18 protein-coding genes and 1 tRNA gene are annotated in these 20690 nt (G+C 46.8%); 11 read left to right on the forward strand and 8 right to left on the reverse strand.

Going from position 1 to position 20690, the window contains the following annotated elements:
- Window positions 1-134 precede the first annotated feature (134 nt).
- The 3 genes from QUB77_RS29275 to QUB77_RS29285 all read left to right on the forward strand — a co-directional run bounded on the left by QUB77_RS29275 (window position 135) and on the right by QUB77_RS29285 (window position 2291).
- Window positions 135-1439: a DUF3987 domain-containing protein gene (locus tag QUB77_RS29275; RefSeq protein ID WP_445251784.1), complete on the forward strand. Its 1305-nt coding sequence runs from the start codon at window positions 135-137 to the stop codon at window positions 1437-1439.
- 241 nt (window positions 1440-1680) lie between these two features.
- A complete protein-coding gene (locus QUB77_RS29280; protein ID WP_333180459.1) occupies window positions 1681-1974 on the forward strand; it encodes a hypothetical protein in 294 nt (97 codons plus the stop codon).
- Window positions 1975-2006: 32 nt separating this feature from the next.
- Complete coding sequence (locus QUB77_RS29285; RefSeq protein ID WP_333180458.1) at window positions 2007-2291, forward strand: flagellar alpha dynein; 285 nt, start codon at window positions 2007-2009, stop codon at window positions 2289-2291.
- A 66-nt stretch (window positions 2292-2357) separates the two neighbouring features.
- On the opposite strand, the gene QUB77_RS29290 is transcribed toward QUB77_RS29285, so the two are convergent.
- From QUB77_RS29290 to QUB77_RS29310, 5 genes are all read right to left on the reverse strand, one after another.
- A tRNA-Ser gene (locus QUB77_RS29290) sits at window positions 2358-2444 on the reverse strand.
- A gap of 34 nt (window positions 2445-2478) precedes the next feature.
- Window positions 2479-3396, reverse strand: coding sequence for a TIGR04168 family protein (locus tag QUB77_RS29295; protein WP_333180457.1), 918 nt, complete (start codon window positions 3394-3396; stop codon window positions 2479-2481).
- A gap of 291 nt (window positions 3397-3687) precedes the next feature.
- Entirely contained in the window at window positions 3688-7065 is a 3378-nt protein-coding gene (locus QUB77_RS29300) for an RNaseH domain-containing protein (protein WP_333180456.1), read from the reverse strand.
- A 2-nt stretch (window positions 7066-7067) separates the two neighbouring features.
- Window positions 7068-10481 (reverse strand): pPIWI_RE_Z domain-containing protein, encoded by a 3414-nt coding sequence (locus QUB77_RS29305; RefSeq protein WP_333180455.1) that lies wholly within the window; start codon window positions 10479-10481, stop codon window positions 7068-7070.
- Complete coding sequence (locus tag QUB77_RS29310; RefSeq protein ID WP_333180454.1) at window positions 10471-11979, reverse strand: restriction endonuclease-related protein; 1509 nt, start codon at window positions 11977-11979, stop codon at window positions 10471-10473. The genes QUB77_RS29305 and QUB77_RS29310 overlap by 11 nt, the downstream gene beginning before the upstream one ends.
- Window positions 11980-12318: 339 nt before the next feature.
- On the opposite strand from QUB77_RS29310, the gene nadA reads away from it, so the two are divergent.
- From nadA to QUB77_RS29345, 7 genes are all read left to right on the forward strand, one after another.
- Window positions 12319-13287: a quinolinate synthase NadA gene (gene nadA, locus QUB77_RS29315; protein ID WP_333180453.1), complete on the forward strand. Its 969-nt coding sequence runs from the start codon at window positions 12319-12321 to the stop codon at window positions 13285-13287.
- 161 nt (window positions 13288-13448) lie between these two features.
- On the forward strand, window positions 13449-14066 hold the full coding sequence (locus QUB77_RS29320; RefSeq protein ID WP_333180452.1) for a TIGR04282 family arsenosugar biosynthesis glycosyltransferase: 618 nt from the start codon (window positions 13449-13451) through the stop codon (window positions 14064-14066).
- A 423-nt stretch (window positions 14067-14489) separates the two neighbouring features.
- Window positions 14490-15206 (forward strand): TIGR04283 family arsenosugar biosynthesis glycosyltransferase, encoded by a 717-nt coding sequence (locus QUB77_RS29325; protein ID WP_333180451.1) that lies wholly within the window; start codon window positions 14490-14492, stop codon window positions 15204-15206.
- A 114-nt stretch (window positions 15207-15320) separates the two neighbouring features.
- Entirely contained in the window at window positions 15321-15830 is a 510-nt protein-coding gene (locus tag QUB77_RS29330) for a photosystem I reaction center protein subunit XI (protein WP_333042100.1), read from the forward strand.
- A 57-nt stretch (window positions 15831-15887) separates the two neighbouring features.
- Complete coding sequence (locus QUB77_RS29335) at window positions 15888-16004, forward strand: photosystem I reaction center subunit VIII (RefSeq protein ID WP_333042098.1); 117 nt, start codon at window positions 15888-15890, stop codon at window positions 16002-16004.
- Between the two features lie 283 nt (window positions 16005-16287).
- Complete coding sequence (locus QUB77_RS29340) at window positions 16288-16896, forward strand: hypothetical protein (protein ID WP_445251785.1); 609 nt, start codon at window positions 16288-16290, stop codon at window positions 16894-16896.
- 138 nt (window positions 16897-17034) lie between these two features.
- Window positions 17035-17922 carry a hypothetical protein gene (locus QUB77_RS29345; protein WP_333180450.1) on the forward strand — a complete coding sequence of 296 codons (888 nt, stop codon included), beginning with the start codon at window positions 17035-17037 and terminating at the stop codon, window positions 17920-17922.
- Here QUB77_RS29345 and QUB77_RS29350 read toward each other — a convergent pair.
- Window positions 17919-18065 (reverse strand): hypothetical protein, encoded by a 147-nt coding sequence (locus QUB77_RS29350; RefSeq protein ID WP_333180449.1) that lies wholly within the window; start codon window positions 18063-18065, stop codon window positions 17919-17921. The genes QUB77_RS29345 and QUB77_RS29350 overlap by 4 nt on opposite strands.
- A 37-nt stretch (window positions 18066-18102) precedes the next feature.
- Between QUB77_RS29350 and QUB77_RS29355 the strand changes: the two genes are divergently transcribed.
- On the forward strand, window positions 18103-18675 hold the full coding sequence (locus tag QUB77_RS29355; protein WP_333180448.1) for a DUF2996 domain-containing protein: 573 nt from the start codon (window positions 18103-18105) through the stop codon (window positions 18673-18675).
- 170 nt (window positions 18676-18845) lie between these two features.
- Here the strand turns inward: QUB77_RS29355 and QUB77_RS29360 are convergent, their stop codons facing one another.
- Window positions 18846-19667: an alpha/beta hydrolase gene (locus tag QUB77_RS29360; protein WP_333180447.1), complete on the reverse strand. Its 822-nt coding sequence runs from the start codon at window positions 19665-19667 to the stop codon at window positions 18846-18848.
- A gap of 92 nt (window positions 19668-19759) precedes the next feature.
- Window positions 19760-20485 (reverse strand): lysophospholipid acyltransferase family protein, encoded by a 726-nt coding sequence (locus tag QUB77_RS29365; RefSeq protein ID WP_333180446.1) that lies wholly within the window; start codon window positions 20483-20485, stop codon window positions 19760-19762.
- Window positions 20486-20690: the final 205 nt, after the last annotated feature.

Genomic DNA, 20690 nt, shown 5'->3' on the forward strand with positions numbered 1-20690 from the left:
CGCTGTGAGTCGATCGCCCGCTGTGAGTCGATCACCTGCTGCGGGGCTCATCAAAAGATCTCAAATGGGTTCTATATCAAGTCGCAGAATTCCCCGACCAAGCCTTGATGTATCGGTGTGATGAGCTTGCGGGTTTGTTCAAATCGGCAAACCAATACCGAGGGGGCAAGGGCAGCGATGACGAGGACTTGCTTGAGTTCTGGAATGGCACAGGCAGCACAGTTTTGCGAGCGTCTGGGGTTAAAGCAGATTTAGAAGGGCTGCTACTGACAGTTTTTGGAACAATTCAGCCCGACGTGCTGGCAGAACTGCTGAAGGATTGCAGCGACTCAAACGGAAAGTTTGCCCGCTTTGACTTTGTTTTTCAACCTGTGGCCGCCTCCAAGCTTTCGGAGGAAGATAGCGGAAGTTTTGACATTACGCCGATGCTCGCAGCGCTCTACACAAAAATAGACGAGCTGCCTGCTATGAAATTCGAGCTCAACCCAGAAGCCAAACGACTATTTACAGCTTTCTACAACGCTCAAGAGGAACGGCGGGTTGAGGAAAGCAAACAAGGTATGCGCGCCATGATTGGCAAAACGCCTGAGAAGGTTGGTAAGCTAGCCGCCACCATTCACACCCTGACCTGCGTTTTCAGCGGTGTTGAGGTTAGCCCTCTGATTCCTAAAAGCGCGGTGGAAGCGGCGATAAAGTTTGTCAAATTTAGTTCTGACCAAATTGCCAGTCTTTACGCTGAGTTTTCCGATCGCAAAGCTTTAGCTCCTAACTTGACCAAACTTGTCCTATTAGCTGAGAGGAAAGGTGGAACGCTTTCAGCACGGGAAGCACAACGTACTTTTACTTCTGGGCATAAGGCTGTATCGGTTCAACAAGTCCGAGAATGGTTCGTCGAACTTGAGTCGATGAATTTTGGACAAGTAACAGTAGTCAAAAAAACTGTTTCTTTTACTTTGACTACGCTGACAGTACCGACAGTAAGCTCAAACACAGACAGAGCAAGGGTTGAAACCGCCGACAGTGGCGCTGACATTGTACCGACACTTCCGACAGTAAACGAATCAACTGTCGGTAACTGTCGGTACAGTGTCGGTAATGCTGTCCGACAGTTAGAAGCTTTGTCTAGAGAGGATTTAAGCATTACTGTCGGAAGTGTCGGAAATAATTCGACATTTTCTGAAAAGTCAGAAAACTTATTGCTGAGTTCTGAGCCTGATCGTCCTCTAAAATCAGCCTCTACCAAGAAGCCCAAAACCTTTGAGATAGGCGATCGGGTAGTCGTTGGGTACTCTGACCAGCACATTTATAACGGCACTCAGGGCGAAGTTGTCGAGGTTTGGTATTCTCGCGACGGTCAGGAGTGTCGGGTGCGGTTTGATAAAGAGGTGCGAGGCTCGCTCCGTTCCGACTTCCCTGCTTTCGAGCTTATGAAGCTGTAAGTCCGATCGTATTGCCCCACTAATTAAACGCATAGCTGCCATTGAAGAACGTCTGGAAAATTTGAAGGATTGAGCGGTAGCAGGGTAGGCGGACTAGCTAGCATCTAACTAGACAACCACTAGACAAAGGTGCTAGCATCTAACTAGACAACCACTAGACAAAGGTGCTAGCATCTAACTAGACAACTACTAGACAAAGGTGCTAGCATCTAACTAGACAACAACTAGACAATAACTAGACATGACAGACAGATGCCAGCTTAACTTGAGATTAGACGGCCGCCGGGACTTGCTTGAAACCATTAAGGATGTCGCCGCAGCAGAGGGTTTGAGCGTCAACGCTTGGGTAATACGCACCTTGGAAATAGCGACCAACCAGGCAATATCAGAACCGACGCCCCAGCCTCAAACTCAAGTGTCCGAAATTTCGGACATCGAGCCAGTGCTAGACAGCTTGCTAAACACTAAGCTAGACGCATTGCTAGCGGCCAAACTAGCAGGGATTGAAGAACGCTTGGGAAAATTGAGAGCCTGAGCGATGGCAACGATGAATCGCTCAGGCTTGAATTGAAAGCGGCCAACAAGCAACTTGCAGAATGGGATGCAGAACTGAATCAGTTGCACGAGCGCAACGGCGACTTAGGACTCAAGGTGCAGATGCTGGAGCAAGAGCTCAAGGAAGCGCGGCGCGATCGGGAAGCAAGTACAAACTCGGCTCCCACCGCCGCAGAATTTCCAGAGCCGGCCGACCTGCTCAACCAGTTAAAAACGCGACGTAAAAAGTCCAACGCAAACTTGGCAGATATGGAGGTGGTTTTGGAGATACTTGGAACAGATGGGAGCGAAAGTTGAGCGGAAAACGGTTTTTCTTGCCATGCAACCAGGCTGAAAGCCTTAACGGACAAGAGAATTTTTAAACGGAGAGGGTGGGATTTGAACCCACGGTGACATCACTGCCACACTCGATTTCAAGTCGAGCGCATTCGACCACTCTGCCACCTCTCCGGGCGCATTCATTTTATCATACCAGCAATTGTCTCTAACTACAAATAGCCGCAGATTCAGCGCCCCGATAAAGAATTTGTTCTAAGGCCACCGCGAAATCTGCCCCCAGCCAAACCAGAGACACTTCCGACACTGCTCCATTTTCCAGCAGGACGATCGAGAAATTCCGCAGTTTCGAGCACTCTCTCTCCACAATTCGCGGTACGCTGGCGGCATTCAAATAAACTGTACCCTCCGCACTCACCTCCAGCGACTTCCGCAACTCATGCTTTTTGTGCCGCAGTTTGTGGTGCATATGACCAAAAGTTACCAGAGGTATGTGCTTCCCAGAACTCCGAGTTCGATCGATCGCCTCGGCAAAATCCGGGTCGCCCCAATCCCCTCCAAGCGGCTTCCAATCTCGCCCGCAGGGGTCTTCAGGAGCCTCTCCCAACCCCGTCGGGCCCGTGTGACCCAAAAAAATCACATTTTCGCAATCGGCATCCGCCGCAGCCCCTGCAATGCGCCGCGCCGACTCCTCAAAACTCTCTACCCCAAACCATTCCGAGTAAAAATCCCCGTACTTCCACTCCGAGCCCCCCCAAGTAAACGGGCGGCTTCCCACCACAGTTACGCCCAATTCTGGAAAATCCCGTTTCCCGTAACCGACGTGAGCTTCTCCCATTAAATCTAACTGCTGTTTCACCCAATTTTCTTGAGTGCGATCGTAAGGGCACTGACTGCGACCCCACTCCGTCGCCGTGTACCAAGCGTCGTGGTTCCCAAACACCGCTGCTTTCGGAATGTCCAATTGGGCGATCGCCCGCACTACGTCCACCGACTCATTGCCAAAATCCCCCACAAACAGCACCAAATCAACGCCCAGATGCTTCAGGGCCTCGCCGTCTTCAGGTTCCCAGCGATCGTGAACATCCCCCACCACCGCAATTTTGATGACTTTAGCCTCATTCATGTGATTTGCGTTCGTTCGATCGATCCCTTACCGCTTAAAAATCCCTACTAAACTCACCAATTTTCGGCAAATCCAGCCTTCACTAATTATACAGTGCAGCCTCCCCCAGGGAATTTGAGATTTGAGATTCTAGATTTTAGATTTGCTCAACTTTCTTCATCTTTCACTCCAGGGCGCAAAAAATCTCTCCCCCTTTGACATTAGAAGCGATTGGCCTGAAGTTAAGCCCGTTAATCACCGACTCCAACGCCCTAACACTCAAGCGATTCGGGACAGCACCCCTAGACTGAATTATTCCTCCCAATCAGGTTCCGCCGACCTTTCCTCATCTTCAATTGCAAATTCGCTGATGTAATCTCGCACGACGCGCTCGAAGAACAGAGGAGCTGGTAAGCTAGACCAGTCGCTGTAGTGACCGAAACTATAGCGCAGAGATTCTACAAGCGCAGCAAGGCGATCGCAATCATCTTTTTCCTGTCGCAAAGTCACAACAATTTCCAGAGGATTTGGAGTTGGTAATTGTCCCGTGAAAGGCGGACGGGTTTCAATTTGGTGAACTTCCAATCCAGCTTTATTTAAAACTTTGTTGTTGAAACCCTCAGCAATTTTTGCAATATAGTAGTGCATAAGCAGTGATGCCATTTGATGTAACCCGCTTTGCGCGAGGAGACTAAATGCAAAAATCACTACTTGTTCAGCAATATTCTTTACAGCAATATGGCTTTCTGTCGGGTGATAGCAACTTTGACCGCGCGATTCTTGATGAAGTGTTTTGCGACCTACAGACAGGTAAGCAACACAACCTGTTTGACTGATTTCGCTCTTTTGATTACTTGTAACAAGCCGAAATAACTTCATTGCACTGGAGGCAGAAGGAATTTCCTTGGTTGAAGTCAGCTCTTCTTTTGTCCGGGTATCTTCCAGAGAGGTTTCTGTTAAATGTCGGACTTTTTTATCGAGAATTCCAGGAGCGAGATCTTGGCGAATCCGAATCAGACGTGCACCTTGCCACCCATCTTGCATCCGCTCGCACTGCTGACCGAGGTTAATTTCATTTGCATTCATTCTAACATCTGCCAGCCAAGGCCAAAGTTGCGCGCAGTTAGAAGAATCAATCATCACTAATGGTTGATTTCCCTCGTCTACAGAATTGGAAATAATCTGCTTAACAAAGTCCATGAAACGAGTCTGACGCCGATCTTTTTTATCAGCCAGTTTTACGGGCGAAATTTGAGAGATGAAGGCGATCGCATCAGAAAACTTACTCCAAGAACTGATTTGTAAATTATTACCCTTCTCATAGGCACAGCACAATTCGCACTGACCTGTCTCCACCTTGAGGCGCATCGCCACTGGCAAAAATGTATTCTCAATAGAGCCGCGAACGCGACCTTTCTGTTTGCGGACGATGGTAATCCCGATAATTTCTTTGGGTCTAGCTTCTACTGGAGTGTCTTTGAGCCATTTGTCAACCTTTTGCTTGACATCATCAATGCGGCCCGAATGAGCAGAAAGTAAGTCTTTTAGAGCAGCTTGCACTCGATGGGAAAAATCACTAAGGTTGAGAAGTTGTTTCTCTTTGGTTGTTTCAATCGGTAGCAGAAACTGCACGCAAGAACCGGCGATTGTAGCCAGTGCTTGACGGGATGAGGGTTTATTCACCGAATCGTCATGTTTATTGTTTTCATACCATTCCCGTGCCATTACGAGGCAAAAAGTTCGCTGTTTTCGTAAAGCAAGTTGTTGGACGATCGACTCCCAGGCTTCTATGCGGTGGCGCGATCGCTCTTTTGCTTTCAAATTTGCACCTGGCAATGACTCTTTCGGCCCGTGAGTATTTGCTGGCAAACGAACAGACATAAGCTCGATCGCGCCACCCCAGAGAACTCGAATTATCGCTTGCAGTAGTTTTATTTCGGTTCTTAAATGTTCCTCGTAAAAAACAACAAGCAACAGTTGTTGGTTAGGATATAGCCTGCGCATAGCTTCCTGATTTGCCTGAATTAAAGCTTTGAGTTCATCAGTCTGGTTGAGTGACTTAGAGTGAAATTTTAGGGCTTTTCTTCCCCACAAAATATTCTCTAACGTGATATCGAGGTGTTTAGTCAACACGCTGTTTAATGGATCGTCCTTAGAGCTTTCCTTAAAGATTTCTAGGTATTTGGGAGTAAAATCAGAACAGTTACCTTTTTCGAGAATTTCTAAAGCAGCACCTAACAGAGTAGGCAGATTAATCATGCGCGAGGCTGTATCGTCTTTTTTGTGACTTTCACCTTTGATTTTCACTTCCGAGTAATTATCGAAAGGTTTGAAGCCAATAGGCTGGAGAATTTCGGCAACTTTTTCAAAAGCTTCTAACTTATCAATCTCCGGTACGCCTGCCTCTATCCCGTGTTTTGCGTCTTGCAGTCCGTTGCGGTAAGTTAACACTACTTCGCAGCTATCCGTTGAAGCTTTCCCCAATACAATTTGAGAACCATCAATATTTTGACCGTCAGGCGTTTTCATCGGGAGTTTGAGTTGGCCGCGCAATGCTTCAAAGTCTTTATCGATCGCCCAAAACCAATTTTTCTTTTTGTCCGGTTGATTTTTCTCCTGTTTTTCGGAATCGGAAAGCACCGTGTAGCGAAATGCGCGATCGCTGTAGTCTTGAGAAAAGACAAAGCCGCTAATATTTTGTGAGTTATAACTTGCCGATTTTAACTCACTTAACCAGCGGCGCTTGGAAACATCTATCTTTAATAAAGGCTGGTGTAAAGAAGAATAGGTTACGACTTCTAAGCTTACTACCAAACTGAACTTTCCGCTATGTTTTGGTAGGGAGATCGGATCGGTAATCAATTCTGCCCTCCCAGTTAGGAGGCTGCCACTGGTAGAAATAACCCGCTTCATTGTTCCTAACCCCTGAAAAATCTCTTTTCCCGCGATCGCGCGAGCTGCATAATCGACTAATACGCGATAATCATAATTGTTGCTGTGTTTTGTAGTTCCTGTATCTTGATTCCATTTCCAAGGTAAAACTTGAGACTCAGACGGAGTAATTGTTAACAACTCCTTTCGATCGTGCAAATCTTGCAAACGGTCGATAACTTCCGAGAGTCCACCTACTTTTTTAGTAAAAGGCAAGAGAAAATTGGTTATCCACTCGTTGATAATTGGGCGTAACGCTTTCTGAATATCTTCTATTTTCTCGCAATTTAAGTAAGCGAATGCTTCGGGAGATTTTACAGTTTGGGAATTCAACGAGGACTTACTCAAACCTACATTGGATTGAATTCGTGCTGCGCTGTCAAGTCCTACTTCTAATAAACCTAGTAGCGAGGAATAAGGGATATTTTTGCTAGCTGAATCTCCCTTGCTGGTAGCTTTTTGGATTGTTGATAACTCATGCAAAGCTGCTTTTGTCCAAGCTAGCGTCAAGCCTTTGACTGTTACTGGCTTGATATTATCCGGCACGGTAAAAGCTAGAGTAATCTCTTTCAGACTTTTGGGCTTGCCGAGAGGAATGTACAGGAGATCTGAATCCACTGTTACTGCTGTTTCTTCGTCCTCATCAGCTTCAATTTCTTCAAAAAATTCGTCGTTCATGGTTGCATCTCCAATAATAGGGGTTTCCTGTGCTTCGCTGTCGCGATCGAATTCAAATTTGTCAAAAGTTTCGCCGTTCATAATTACATCTCCAATAAATGTGAAAAATCATCAAAATCGTCTTCTTCCTCTGTCATACCTTCTGAATCGCCCAAACTGTTTGGGTAAACTATGCCATTAATGCGTCGCATGGGATCGAGAAATGCCCAATACAGTTCTTGATAAATTTCTCGAATTACTGGATCGGGATGCTTGACGCATTCTTCTAAAATAATTCGCATCTGAACAAGCATACTATCCCGCCCGGAGTCGGGTTTATCTTCAGTGGATTTTTTTGCCCAAGCTGCATCGACAAAATAAACTTGTACCGGACACCCATTTCGCATCCCGCGCCCGATCGTTTGCAAAATTCCCACCATCTGATTTGCCGTAAACGGTTTGAATAAATCTTCACCCAAACGGCTAGCCATGAGGGGTTCGCGTAACAGGTGATTCGCTGTTTTCCACAGTTGTTTTCTCGACTGTTTCCAAGCATTAGAAATTGCTGGCAAGTTTTCTGTTTCAGTAAAAACTCGACTGTCAAATTCTTGGGTAGCTTTTCCGGCTAGGCTGTACAACAGTTGCGTATCGTCAGTCGTGGGATGGGGACGGGTGAGGAAATAAATTGTACCAATGGCTGCATCGAGTTTTCTGGGGCCTTTAGTGAAAACAATATTCACACCTCTACCGATCGCCAACATTGGAAAAATGATAATATCGCAAGTTTCATCATCTCCTAAAGCCTCGCACTGGGCAGTGGTAACGAAATCCGTTGGTTGCTCTCCGTTTTTGAGAAAATTAACAACTGCTTTGGTTCGTTTTCCCATTTCTGGATGGTAATCGTTGATAAATTTCTTAATAGTGCGAGCTTGTTCGTAGCTGTTGACGACTAAGGCAGCTTTGCGGTAAATACCATGTTGTTTGTCAAAGTTGAGTATGGATTTGTAAATTTCAGATTTTGGGTTTCCTCCCCGTACTAATGCGTCTACCATTTTTTCTAAATTGCGATCGCGCAGTTCACCTGCACCGCTATATCGGAGAGGTTCATCGCCCCGTTCGCGATCGGGCAGCCATTTGAAGCGGTAAATGCTCTTTTTTGGGTCGTGTTCTGTTTGGCGCGGTTTGAGCAGATAATCCGGCCCAGAATTAATGTGATAAGCAGGACTTGCTTCGAGAAATGAAGTAGCTGAAGTCATTAAAACTGCCGGCCCTGTCAGTTCGCCATCTGCCTTAAATAACTGGTGAAAACGGTGCATCAACATCCGAGGCGCACCCACAAAAATGATATAAGACAGTTCTACATTGCGGGCTTGAATTCGAGTAGTTTGTGCCGATTTAAAACTGTACTTCACGCCGGAAAAAGAACCCAAAATATTCTCAGGAATTAGTTGTCGCAGTTCCGGCGTTGCCGTCGATTCTACGATCGGTTCCCGAATCAGTCCTTCTGCTACCATTGTTCTCGTTTCCGGTACGATCCGCTGATAGCCTAAAATCACGAAAGTAACGCAAACAAGTAAGGTAATTGTATCCTGAGCTTCTGCTGATGCAGCCCCATCTTGAAAACACAAAGGCAAAAATAATTCGGCAATTTCTCTGACAATCTTGTCGCGCCGTTCGATCAGATTCTCTGCTAAATAGCGGCGAAAATAACGAATCTGAGTTTCCCACTGCTGTTTGAGGGTGTCGCAGTTTATTCCCAGCCGTTGAGCGCACAGATCCAGGTTGAGCCGATCGTGCGGTTCAATGCCCGTGCGATCGTAAAAAGCATGGTAAGCTGCTGTTTCCCAGAATTGACTTAAGGCTCTACTTTTGCTAAATCCTTGTTTAACTTCCTCTTCGTCGAGGCGATCGCGTTTAGAAGTTTTCTCAAAGCCATCCAACAAATCGCTGACAATTCTCAGAACGGTTAATAACTGATTCTCATAGCGTTTACCGACTGGCGATGATGGCATATTTTGAACGGCAGTAATTAACGATGTGTTGCGATCGCCAAATTCCGATAAATCGCGGCTGTAATGTTCTACATTGCGATCGAACAATCGATAATTTTCGCCACGAGCAAAACGATTGTGAATTTGTTCTTGAATGACTAAATGGATAGAATCTGCCGCACCTGAAAGTTTTAAAGTTGCTGCCCCGTAAGCATCCAGATTTGATTGCACCATATCTGCTTCGTCAAAAACTACGACATCAAATGTCCGGGCAATCAATTCAAAATAACGAATGCGTTCGCGAATGGCATGGGGTGGAACTTCAGTATCCATTGAAAGAACGTGACCGACCCAAATATCGGCATCTATTAAATCGCGGGGTGCTTTGTTGCGGCCGCACATCGTCCAAACCGGACACAGATGCTTTTTCATTTCCCCTTTTTTGCCACTGCTTTGTAAAATTTCGTTGCAGGGTGCATAACCAAATCCCCACATCGAAGTATCAGCATTTGAAAACGCAGGTAAGACACAATTTAAGCCAAAAATTTCTGCTTGTTCCAAACTATAGGCAAAGCCGCCATTTCCCCCCGATGCTGCGATCGCCTCGGCAATATTGTTAGCGTGTCGGCGGCGAGTTCCATCGCTTTGACCGACTAGCATTCCCACTTTAATTTCATGAAATGCAAGTTGTGCCATGTACTGTCTGGCAACTTCAATGGATGGAAACACAAACATCGCTTTATAACCGTGTTTTCCCAACCATACAGCTATCAATACGAGCAAAGTTGTTTTGCCCGATCCGGGCAGTCCAATTAAATGCTTGATGCCTGCTAATTCGATGACTGTTTCTTCTCGCAAGCCCTTGCCAATTTCTGGCACTTTAAGCACAAAATGTTGCAACCGTTTTACCCAGTTACCCTGTCTTTTTTCAGGATGATTGGCTTCGCGTCGATCCATCTCAACTGCTAACTCGTAAAGTTCCGCAAGGGGAATGCGGATTTTTGCTTTCGGCAGGCGATCGAGGGCATGGGTGCGGCGCTGGGCAAGCGGGGCTGCGATCGGCCCAATTGGAACTCTCGCTGCTGTTATTTCTTCACCTAAAGCAACTGCCATTGGCTGACGGGGATCGGCAAAGGTAGCGCTGTAAAACTGGTGTGCTAAAGGCTGGCCCAGAATTTGACGCGCTTTGGTAATTAAAGGGTCTTCTAGGGGGTCTGTGCGTTCAAATTGCAGTGTTTCTGAGTTAATTTTATAGGTTCCCTGAGTTTTGTTGCGGTAGTGGCGATCGTTATAAATAGCAACGGCGTGTTTCACTGACTGTTCTGTCACGTAAGCCAGCGACATCAGGCGCATATTAAAAATAGCTTGGCGGGCTTTTGCCAACGCGGGTGCATTAACTACACTCGCCATTCCCGATATCGTTAAAGGGGCATATTCTAGGGAATTAGTCTCTAGAAATTCTGCCATAAAAACGCACAGCCAGCAGATGCGATCGATTCCGGTCCAGAAATCCGGTTTAGTTCTCATATTTGATTGCCTTTAACTGCTGAATGACTTGTGAAACAGACAAAATTTCGAGAGTAGCAGGAGCGCCTTTTTTGTCGATCGCTGACTGGAAGGTAGAGAGGTAATCCGGTCGCTCCTCAATTAATCGCTCGCTGACCGCAATGATGCGACGGCGGTAATACTCCAGCCCCCCAATGCTGCGGTTGAGGCGCAAGGCAAGGGAGACTGGACTGGTATATGACTTAGCATCAATGCCGATATTGCGACCGTTAATTGCTACGTCGCACAGGTCGGATTCTGGGTAAAGTTCGGCATCGAGTCCGTTTTTTATGGCAGCATCAAAAATTGCTAATTCGTCGATTCCCGGTCCAGTCCAATAGGTTAAAATTTGCGGCTTGGCAATCAGCAATTGGTCTTGGTTTGGGTCTAATTTATCCGAAACTTTTGCTGTTGAGGACTCGTGACCGAGGCATTGGCGAATCGGACATCGCCCATCGGGAAAAAGTTTTCGATTGGGATAGGGCCGCATTAGAGTGCCGCAATACGTGCAGCGATGAGCGTGTCCGTTAATTAACCAGATATCCGGCACGCTATCAAAAAATGTGTCAGCTATCGTTCCTTGTAAAGGAGTTAAATCTTTGTCACGTAAGTAGTCTAAAAGTTGGTGCTCTCCGATGAGCGATCGGCTGCAAAATAGCGATCGCAAAGCCGTATAAGCTTTGTGTCGGTGGCGACTTCCCAATCGTTCAGTTGCTTCGCGCAACCGTTCGTACAGGCGGTGTTCGATGACATTATCTTCGCCAAAGGTGCCTCTAGCATTTGCAATTACTGCACAATCTGAAGTGGGAACTCGCAAGTCTGGAGCGATGAGAATTGCTTGACCAAAGCTAAAATCAGGGTGACAAAAAATGTCTAATTCCCAGCGATCGAGGGGATTTCTAGCACGTTCCAAAACGGTATGCACGCAAGCGGCGCGATCGCTTTTTCCAGATTCGATATACAGCCTGCCCAACTTGCACATAGCCCGATAAAGTTCCGATGGCATACTATCGTCTTGGCGAACGATGTCTCGATTGAGAATTCTTGTGTATTGTCGCAGAATTCCCTGGGCCAGCAATATAACAGTATCTTCAGCCAGATCGATCGTGCTGGCGTGTCCTGTGGGTAATGGCAATGTCGCTGTTTGCATTTGCGACAACCAGGTTGGGTCTTGACCCTCAGCCTCGGCAAGAATTTGTTGCTGCAAAGTTGCGTCGGGGAATGAGGGTAAAACTTGCGCGATCGCGGCCAGTGTCCAGCCTTTCTTGAGCAAAAGTGCTGTTGCCAGTCCTTCTAAAATCTGTCGAAACCGAAATTCTTGACCTTTCGGCTGTGACAGGAGTTGCTTGGATCTCCACGATCGCACAGTTCTTAAGGCAGGTGGTTCCACAGATAGCCCAAGCTGCTCAATCCGTCGTTTTAGTTCTTTTGTCAGAAACTCAGCAGTTCCCTGCCACTGGCGATCGTCCTCAAAGTACATAGATGTATGGAACCCACATATTTACATCATATGTAGATTACATTAAACGATGTAAATTACCTATGTCAATAGAGGCTACTCAAAATACTCGTGACTAAAGGTTTTCATTTACCTGTGAATGTCTTGCTGGGTAGAGCTTTCATTCAAATTACCCCGTCGGGTGAAAACTTAGCTGAGTCCACTCTTGGATCGCAAAATCTTGCTCCCACTGCCAGTCAGTCGGTTAACCTATAGCAAATTTTCTACCTCTGGCCCAACTGCCCACCGTTTTTGGTGAATTCAACTATAATTCAAAATACACTTGAGTCAACCCCCCACCTTCCCCGGAATATTCTAACTGTGTTTACCACCGCACCTGCTCCGAACTTTACTCAAACCCGACTGCCCCACGACTTGTTTGCAGCCATTAACGCCCTCAAACAAGAGTTAAATGCCGTCATTCTCGCCCACTATTACCAAGACTCCGAGATTCAAGACATCGCAGACTTCATTGGCGACTCCCTAGAACTTGCCCGCAAAGCCGCCAACACCAGCGCCGATGTCATAGTTTTTGCCGGAGTTCATTTCATGGCTGAAACCGCAAAAATTCTCAATCCCGACAAATTAGTATTGTTGCCCGACTTGAATGCTGGGTGTTCCCTCGCCGACAGTTGCCCTCCCGAAGCCTTTGCAGCTTTCAAAGCCGAGCGACCAGGACATTTAGTAATTTCCTACATTAATTGTACCGCCGCAATTAAGGCAATGAGCGATATAATTTGCACCAGTTCTAACGCGGTTAAAATTGTCAACCAAATTCCTGAAAATCAGCCGATAATTTTTGGGCCCGATCGCAATCTCGGCCGCTACGTAATGGAACAAACCGGCAGAAACATGGAAATCTGGCAAGGAGCCTGCATCGTCCACGAAAACTTCTCAGAAAAAAAGATAGTTCAACTCAAAATCGAAAATCCCGAAGCCGAAATAATTGCCCACCCAGAATGCGAACCTCCCGTGCTGCGCCACGCCAATTACATCGGCTCCACCACCGCTTTGCTCAAATATTCTCAAGCCAGTTCCAGCCAAGCTTTTATTGTCGCGACTGAACCGGGAATCATTCACCAAATGGAAAAGCAAGCTCCGCACAAACGCTTCATCCCCGCTCCTTCAACCAATAATAATTGTGCTTGCAACGAATGCCCGCACATGAGATTAAATACCTTGGAAAAATTGTATCTCTCCCTAAAAAATCAAACCCCCGAAATTACCATGCCCCTAGATATTCAACTAGCAGCCTTGCAGCCCATCCAACGAATGCTAGAAATGAGCTAACCGCTGGCTATTTTTAAGTAAATACATTGTATGTTGGGTTGGGTACGGCGATTAAATTAAGTCATTGCCTAACCCAACAACATCGATTGAGAATTGGTGAAGTAATAGTTAAATCTTTCTCTTCCTCTGCGGTTCATTCCTTTAAAACTCATCAACAATAAATGATGCCAGAAAAACTGATTGTTTTCACCCGCTATCCAGAACCGGGAACAACCAAAACTCGACTTATTCCGGTGCTGGGAAAAACAGGCGCTGCCAACCTTCACCGCTTGATGGCCCAACGGACGATCGCGTGCGCTCTCTCTCTCGAAAAATCCCGCCGATTATCGGTAGAAATTCACCGAGCCGGCGGCAGTCAACAACTGATGCAAGAGTGGTTGGGAAGTGATATTTATTGTGAAAACCAAATAGACGGTGATTTGGGCGCGAGAATGACAGCAGCGTTTGAAAAATCTTTTAATTCAGGGGTGGAAAAAACTGCAATAATCGGTACAGATTGTCCTGATTTGAAAGCAGACATCTTGGCACAAGCTTTTGATGAACTGAGCCAACACGATTTAGTGTTGGGCCCCGCACAAGACGGAGGTTATTATCTGATAGGGCTGCGGCGATCGATACCGGAATTGTTCGGTGGCATTCACTGGGGAACCAGTCAAGTATTTGCTTGTACCCGGGCGATCGCCCAAAAGCTAGACCTCAATATTGCTTATCTTCCCACTCTTACAGATATTGATACACCAGAAGACCTCCTCGGTTTAGATATTAATATGTTTAAATAACTAAAGTCTATTTAAGGCTTTTAAATTATTATAAATTGTCATATTTTTTTGATAAAAATGCTTGATTGTACAACCGGAACGTCATAATATAGTAATTGTATTTGTCTAACCAAATGCTGAATTTCAGCAGCAGTTAGACAGCGCTTGGGAGAATAGTCCCAGGCGCGAGAAAAAGCCAAAAATTAGCAAATAAATTAGCAACTAACAGCTCAGCTTTGTCGGAAACCCGCCCTGCCAGAGGAAACCCCAATGTAGGCGCGCTCCCGGCGTAAAAAATGAGCAACTAACAGATAAGCTTTGTACAAAACTCGCCCTCCCCCCTTAAGGCCCAATCTAGGGCCGCTCCGGGCGTAAAAAATTGGCTCGCATAACATATAAGCTTTGTACAAAACCCGCTCTCTCTCACGGGCTGCTTAATTCTGTATGTCGCCAGAAAATCCCAATCTCAAAATTTCCATTATCATTCCAGTCTTAAACGAAGCACCTACAATTGCCCCAGTCATCTCCACCGCCCTTGAGGCCAAAAATGTCGAAATCATTGTCGCCGACGGCGGCAGCAGTGACGGTACTACAGATATAGCAAAATCTTTGGGTGTCCGAGTTATCTCCACCGCCCCAGGCCGCGCCACCCAAATGAATGCAGGTGCTGCTGCTGCTACAGGAGAGATATTGCTGTTTCTCCACGCAGATACTCTTTTGCCCCCTGGGTACGACTCTTGTGCGCGTCGGGCACTAGCTAACCCGTCGGCTATAGCAGGCGCCTTTGAACTCAAGATTGACGCCTGCAGGCTCAGCCTCCGGCTGGTAGAAAAGGGGGTAAACTGCCGATCGAACTTTCTGCAAATGCCCTACGGCGATCAAGCTATTTTCCTCAAGGCAGTTACCTTTGACAAAATCGGCGGTTTTCCCGAGTTGCCCGTCATGGAAGACTTTGAATTCGTGCGACGGTTGAAAAAACAAGGCTGCATTGAAATAGTAACCCAGCCAGTCCTCACCTCCGCCCGTCGCTGGCAGCAGCTTGGGGTCATCAAAACCACCGCCATTAATCAAATAGTAATCATCGCTTATTTCCTGGGAGTGTCGCCCGATCGACTCGCTTTCTGGTATAAGAGGCAAAAGAAAAATTCTTCCAAAAACTAAAGAATAGTGAACTTTTCTAAAGCTTGCTGCCAATTATGCAAATAGGAAACACCTCCCTGCGTAAAATATGACTTGAACGCCTCAACTTTATTAAACTGCGAGGACAAACAGAATATGGCCGATCCCAGAGATGCAGAGCTTATTAAACCCTTTAACGGCGACCCCTTCACGGGTCATCTAGCCACCCCCATCAGTGCTTCTGATTTCACAAAAGCATTTATTGGGAACTTGCCCGCCTACCGCAAAGGACTCTCGCCCCTAATTCGAGGTCTAGAAATCGGTTTGGCACACGGTTATTTCCTCGTCGGCCCCGAAATCGTCTTCGGACCCCTGCGGGATTATCCAGAAGCAGCTAATCTCGGGGGATTGTATACAGCCCTCGTCTTAGTTCTGCTGGGCACACTAGGTATGTCTGCTTACGGTTTAGTCTCTTTCAAACAAGACAACACCAGCTACCCTAGCGCTAATCCCATGACCCCTGATTCCCTAAGAAATGCTGAGGGGTGGAGCCAGCTTACCGGGGGTTTCTTCATTGGTGGAATGGGTGGTGTCTTTGTTGCCTACTTCTTACTCGAAAACTTTAACGGCGTTGATGCCATTTTCCGGGGTTTAGTCAACAATTAGGCTTCACTCCCAAATATCCCTGTTGGAACACACTAACTTTAGTTTGGAGAATTTGATATGACAGGTTCCTACGCTGCCTCTTTCTTGCCTTGGATTTTGATTCCCCTAATTACCTGGGTGATGCCGGTGGTGGTAATGGGTTTGTTGTTTATCTACATTGAAAGCGACGCCTGATCCTTACCCCTAAAGTAAGACCTAAGTTGGAAAGCCGAAGTAAGAGGATTGATGAACAATTGCTGTGAAATTTCTAGATAAATCTAGGGAAAATCAGCAAAAATTGTTTTGAGATTGCTGGCTATTAGAAAACTTAGTTTCTTTACCCCCATCCCCAGAAGTTATCTGTGGAGCAATCTTTCAGTTTTCTGCATTCAAAACTCGTAAGTGCAAAAAAATCCTCTGCCGGCAGGCAGAGGATTTTTTTGCAAAGAAGACAAATCATCCGCTCAGAGCACACAAATTGCCAAATTCTAAGCCACAATTGTTATGGAAACCTACTAATGAGGAGACAGCGATGCAATTTTTCCCCGCACGCCGCATCTTAGCTCCATTCCTGATCTCGGTACTGCTGTTAGTGACCGCCTGCGGTCAAACCCAAGCCCCATCACGCTGGGACAAAGCTCAGCAGGAAAGCACCCAAAAATCTGGTAAAGCACAGCAGACAACTGCTGATAAATCAAGTGCTAGTAATCAAAACCTGCCCAAGAAGGCAGTTGCAGGCGGTAAGTTAAATAAATACTTCCCGTCTTCGGGCGGTGGATTCGATCGCGTTTTTGCTCAAGAAAAATCCGGTTTTGCTGAAGCTAAGCTGAACAAAGACGGAAAAAATGTTGCTATGCTCTCGATTAACGACATCGCCGGCAACCCCAACGCAGGTGCAAAATTTAAGCAAAGTACCAAGCAAATCAGTGGCTATCCCGCCGTTAATCAGGGTGCTAATGCTACCGCTGTTTTAGTGGCAAATCGCTATCAGGTGAAAGTTCAATCCCGCACTTCCTCTTTTACCGCGAGCGATCGCGAAGCTTGGCTGTCAAAATTTAACCTCAGTGGCCTCGCCCGCGTCAAGTAACAATGTCTCTTGTCAAACTCCGCGCCCGACTCCAGTCTGGCGCTATCAAAACAAAGTTTGCCAGAAAGAGAGTGTGAAGTTTTTGCCATCTGCCAAAAGTAATACCTTTGATTTTTGTTCCAGCATAAGGAGTTTTTTGTGAGCAAAACAGTCTTTGAATTAGTCGATCAACTGCCTCAAGACAACATGACTGTCAAAGCCCTGCGAGCCCTTGACTTTGTGGTTCCCGGGGAGTGGAACAATTTAGTTGGCTTTGAAAATACCATTCGCACCGTTACTGGCGAAACAGACGAAGAACTGATCCAGCAAATTGGCGATCGCGCCATCTACCTCTTCAACGATAAATCAGAGGGCTACCAGCGCGCTCTCTGGCTCTACCAAACTATTGACAACGCCGACAAGGCTTTGGGCACTGCCGCCCTCGCTAACAAAGTCTCCCAAAATGTGCCGTTTTTGTCCATGCTGGGCAATATCACTCCCAAGCCGGAAAAAGCTCAAACGATCGACCTTTCTCTGAAGTTAGTCACTGAGTTGCTCGCGTTTTGCCAAATCAACGGCATTCCCGGCGACAGCATCGGCGATTTTGCCGCATCCTTGGGCGACTACGGCGGCGAATCCCTAATGCGGATGGCTGCTTTGGTTTGTTTTGACGGTTTGATTCCTTTGGGCCCAGACTTTATCATGGCCACTCAGTCTTGGATTCAGAGACTCTCCCCGAACGATTTGCAAGATAATTCGGCCTTTAAGTCGATCGGTGGCATGATTCCTGGGGGTTCTCCCGCCGGCCAGCTTGGCTTTATCGGCGAAAGCTTTAACTCGGTTTCTGGCTGGATGAGCTCTTTTGTGAGCGATCGGGGTTTGACTCCCCAAAACGTACTCGGCCACTTGCAGAATTTTGTAGACATTTCTGCCGACAAGGTGGACTACGTGGGCGCATTCCTCGACATGACTACCAACTACTACGAACACACCGGTGTTCAAACTCTCGCCCGCCGTTTGATTGAACGAGCTGTCGCTGAGATTTAGAATAATAATCGGAGTTGTGATGTTTGCGGGCGATCGCCCTGACAGTGTTTTGAGTTCAAATTTTTTTGAATCGCAATTCTCTCAGGTTGGTTGAAAGGTAAAAAGTATGTGCGATCGAGTCGATCGCCCCCACCTGCACTCACAACTCCTTTTACCGATCACTTTTAAAAGGAAGCGTTAATGTCAGAAGAACCGAAAAATCCTACCGCTGGCGAATCGGAAACTCCCAGTGCTTCGAGCGAGCACGCCCCGAGTTCCGACACAGCCGAGACAAGCGACTTACCCAGCACTGACAAACCCCAGGCGGCTGCTAAAAAGCCCGCAGCCAAGGCAGACGGCGACAAGCCCCCAGCTAAAGCTAAAAAGGAAAAAGCACCTGCTGTTGAAGACAAGCCCTTTGCGGAATTTATTCAACAAGACTATTTGCCCGCTTTGCAAACTGCTTTGACTAAGCAGGGCGTTAAGGATTTAGAGGTGAGTTTGGCAAAGCAAAAACTCCCAGTTGCGGGCATGAGCTCGGCCGGCGATTGCTGGCAGGTAATTGGGAAATTCCAAGAAGGTCAGCGCCAATTTAACCTGTATTTTCCTCAAGAAAATATTCAAAGTCAAAGGGCGTTTTCCTGCGCTGAAAATAATACCAAAACTAGCACTTTAGAGCCTTTTTTGATAGATGAGCGCAAGGTAACACTAGACCTCATGGTGTTTGGCGTCGTCCAGCGGCTTAACGCTCAAAAATGGCTAAATCTTAATTAGGCAGTAGTCATTAGTCATTAGTTTTTAGTTTTTAGTGGCTTGTCTTCGGACAGCTAATGAGTGTCAGGGCGGGTGAATTGTAATATAAACTTTACCCCTCGCCCAATCTATAATTTTGCCCCGACTGACTCAGAAGTGAGAAGTCATAGCTAATGACTAATGACTATTGACTAATGACTATTGACTAATGACAGATTTTCTTCGGATTTTGTCAAAAAAGTGCGAGCTTGCATTATCCCGTAAAGGTTAACATCTGTTTCTAACAAACAAGCATGACCACTGTTAGCCAGCAACACCATTTCAGCATTGGGAATTACCTTGACTAAAAGCTTCGCTTCTACTAGGGAAGGCAGCAGCCGATCGGCACCGCTAGCAATTACTAGCGTCGGCTGTTTGATGCCGCGCAACTGATTTTCGTCAACATTAAACGATCGCACTAAGGCCAATCTCCACACAGACGTGTTTTGCGGTACCGCTTGCATCGCTTCTAGCAAAGCGCGGCGATCGTCGCGCCCAATCTTTCCTAATGATGCTAATATCGGCAATAAACCGATTACCGAGAGCGGATAAAGGTTTGCCGGCAGCCACTGAGTCAGGTAGGAACCCCACTGCACCCAAGGCTGCTGTCGGAATGAAGAAGCTGGATTGACTAAAATTAATCGATCGCACAATTGGGGAGCTTCTAACATCACTTTCATCGCTAAACACCCCCCAAATGACTCGCCGCACAGATAAACCGGCCGCTTCGGCTTTCCGGCTTGCTTTTCGGCTTCAATTAAGGCAATTGTTTCGCTAACCAGTACCTCCCAACTAGCCATGTCGTCAGCCGGTATAGCTAAGCAGCGAATGTCGAAATGATTAGCTAATTTAGGAATTTGCGACCGCAGAAGCAAACCGCCCCCGTCCATACCGGGCAGAAATACAAATAAAGGGCGATCGAGTTTCGGGGGTTTGGGGGTTAGGAAACGAACCTTATTGTTAGCATTTGCCATGATTCAAGTCAATCGATTTTAGATTTTAGATTTTAGATTTTAGATGGGAAATCTGACACCAGCCAATAGTCAACAGTCAACAGTCAACCAACTTACAAACAACCTCGTTGAAGTAATTCTGCGATTTCTCCCTGACAGTGGTCTGTGAGTTCAGCCACAACTGCTTTGGCTTTTTTGCCTTGATATTGCTGCTGTCTCTCTGCAGTAATCCAGTAAGGCTGACCGATTAAAACATTAACTCGCTGATAAATTATCACAGGATGCCACCCAGAGCGATCGAACAGCGGTTCCGAAGGATCGAACAAACTCAACAACTTCAGCGGTACACCCGATCGTATTGACTGTTCCTCAAAAGAACTAATCGCCACCGGCAAAACCGCCAAATCCCGCACCGGCGCCCGCAAAGCCAAATGAGCAAATCCCCGCTGAAATTTCCCCACAGTATTGGGCCCAGTAAGCTTCACCATCGGTTCTGCACCCTCTGGAAACACCCCCACCATCTCCCCGCTTTGCAGCAGCGCTGTCGCTTGAGAGAAAAAATGCTGCTGTCGGTACTCCGGTGCTTCCAAAGGGAAAGCGCCGAAAGTCGTGACCACTTCCCTCATCACCGGAACTTGACCCATGTAATGATGACAAGCAAAACGGATCGATCGACCCAAAGCCGCCGTCAGCAGCACAGGATCTAAGAAACTGCGGTGATTGCTCACCACCAGCACCGGACTCTCTTGGGGAATCCGGTCTTCGCGGAACACAAACGTCTGCGTTCCCAAACCAGCCAGGAAACAGCGCGAAATCAGCAATTTGCTCTCTGAAGACATGGGCGAAAAGACAGGTGCGACGCTATAAAGGTTGATTCCATTCCCACGCAGCTTAACATTACTTTACCAAGTCGGGGCTCCCTCAAAAAGTAGACTTTCCCATCTACCTGGGCTTTATAGTTCAGGACGCATGGGATAGTCAGACACTGAGTTTTTTCAATAAAAATTGCCTTCGCTCCTAGAATACCGATCGAAAAAACCCAGC

The sequence above is a fragment of the Microcoleus sp. AT9b-C3 genome (genome assembly GCF_036705485.1).
Classification (GTDB): domain Bacteria; phylum Cyanobacteriota; class Cyanobacteriia; order Cyanobacteriales; family Microcoleaceae; genus Microcoleus.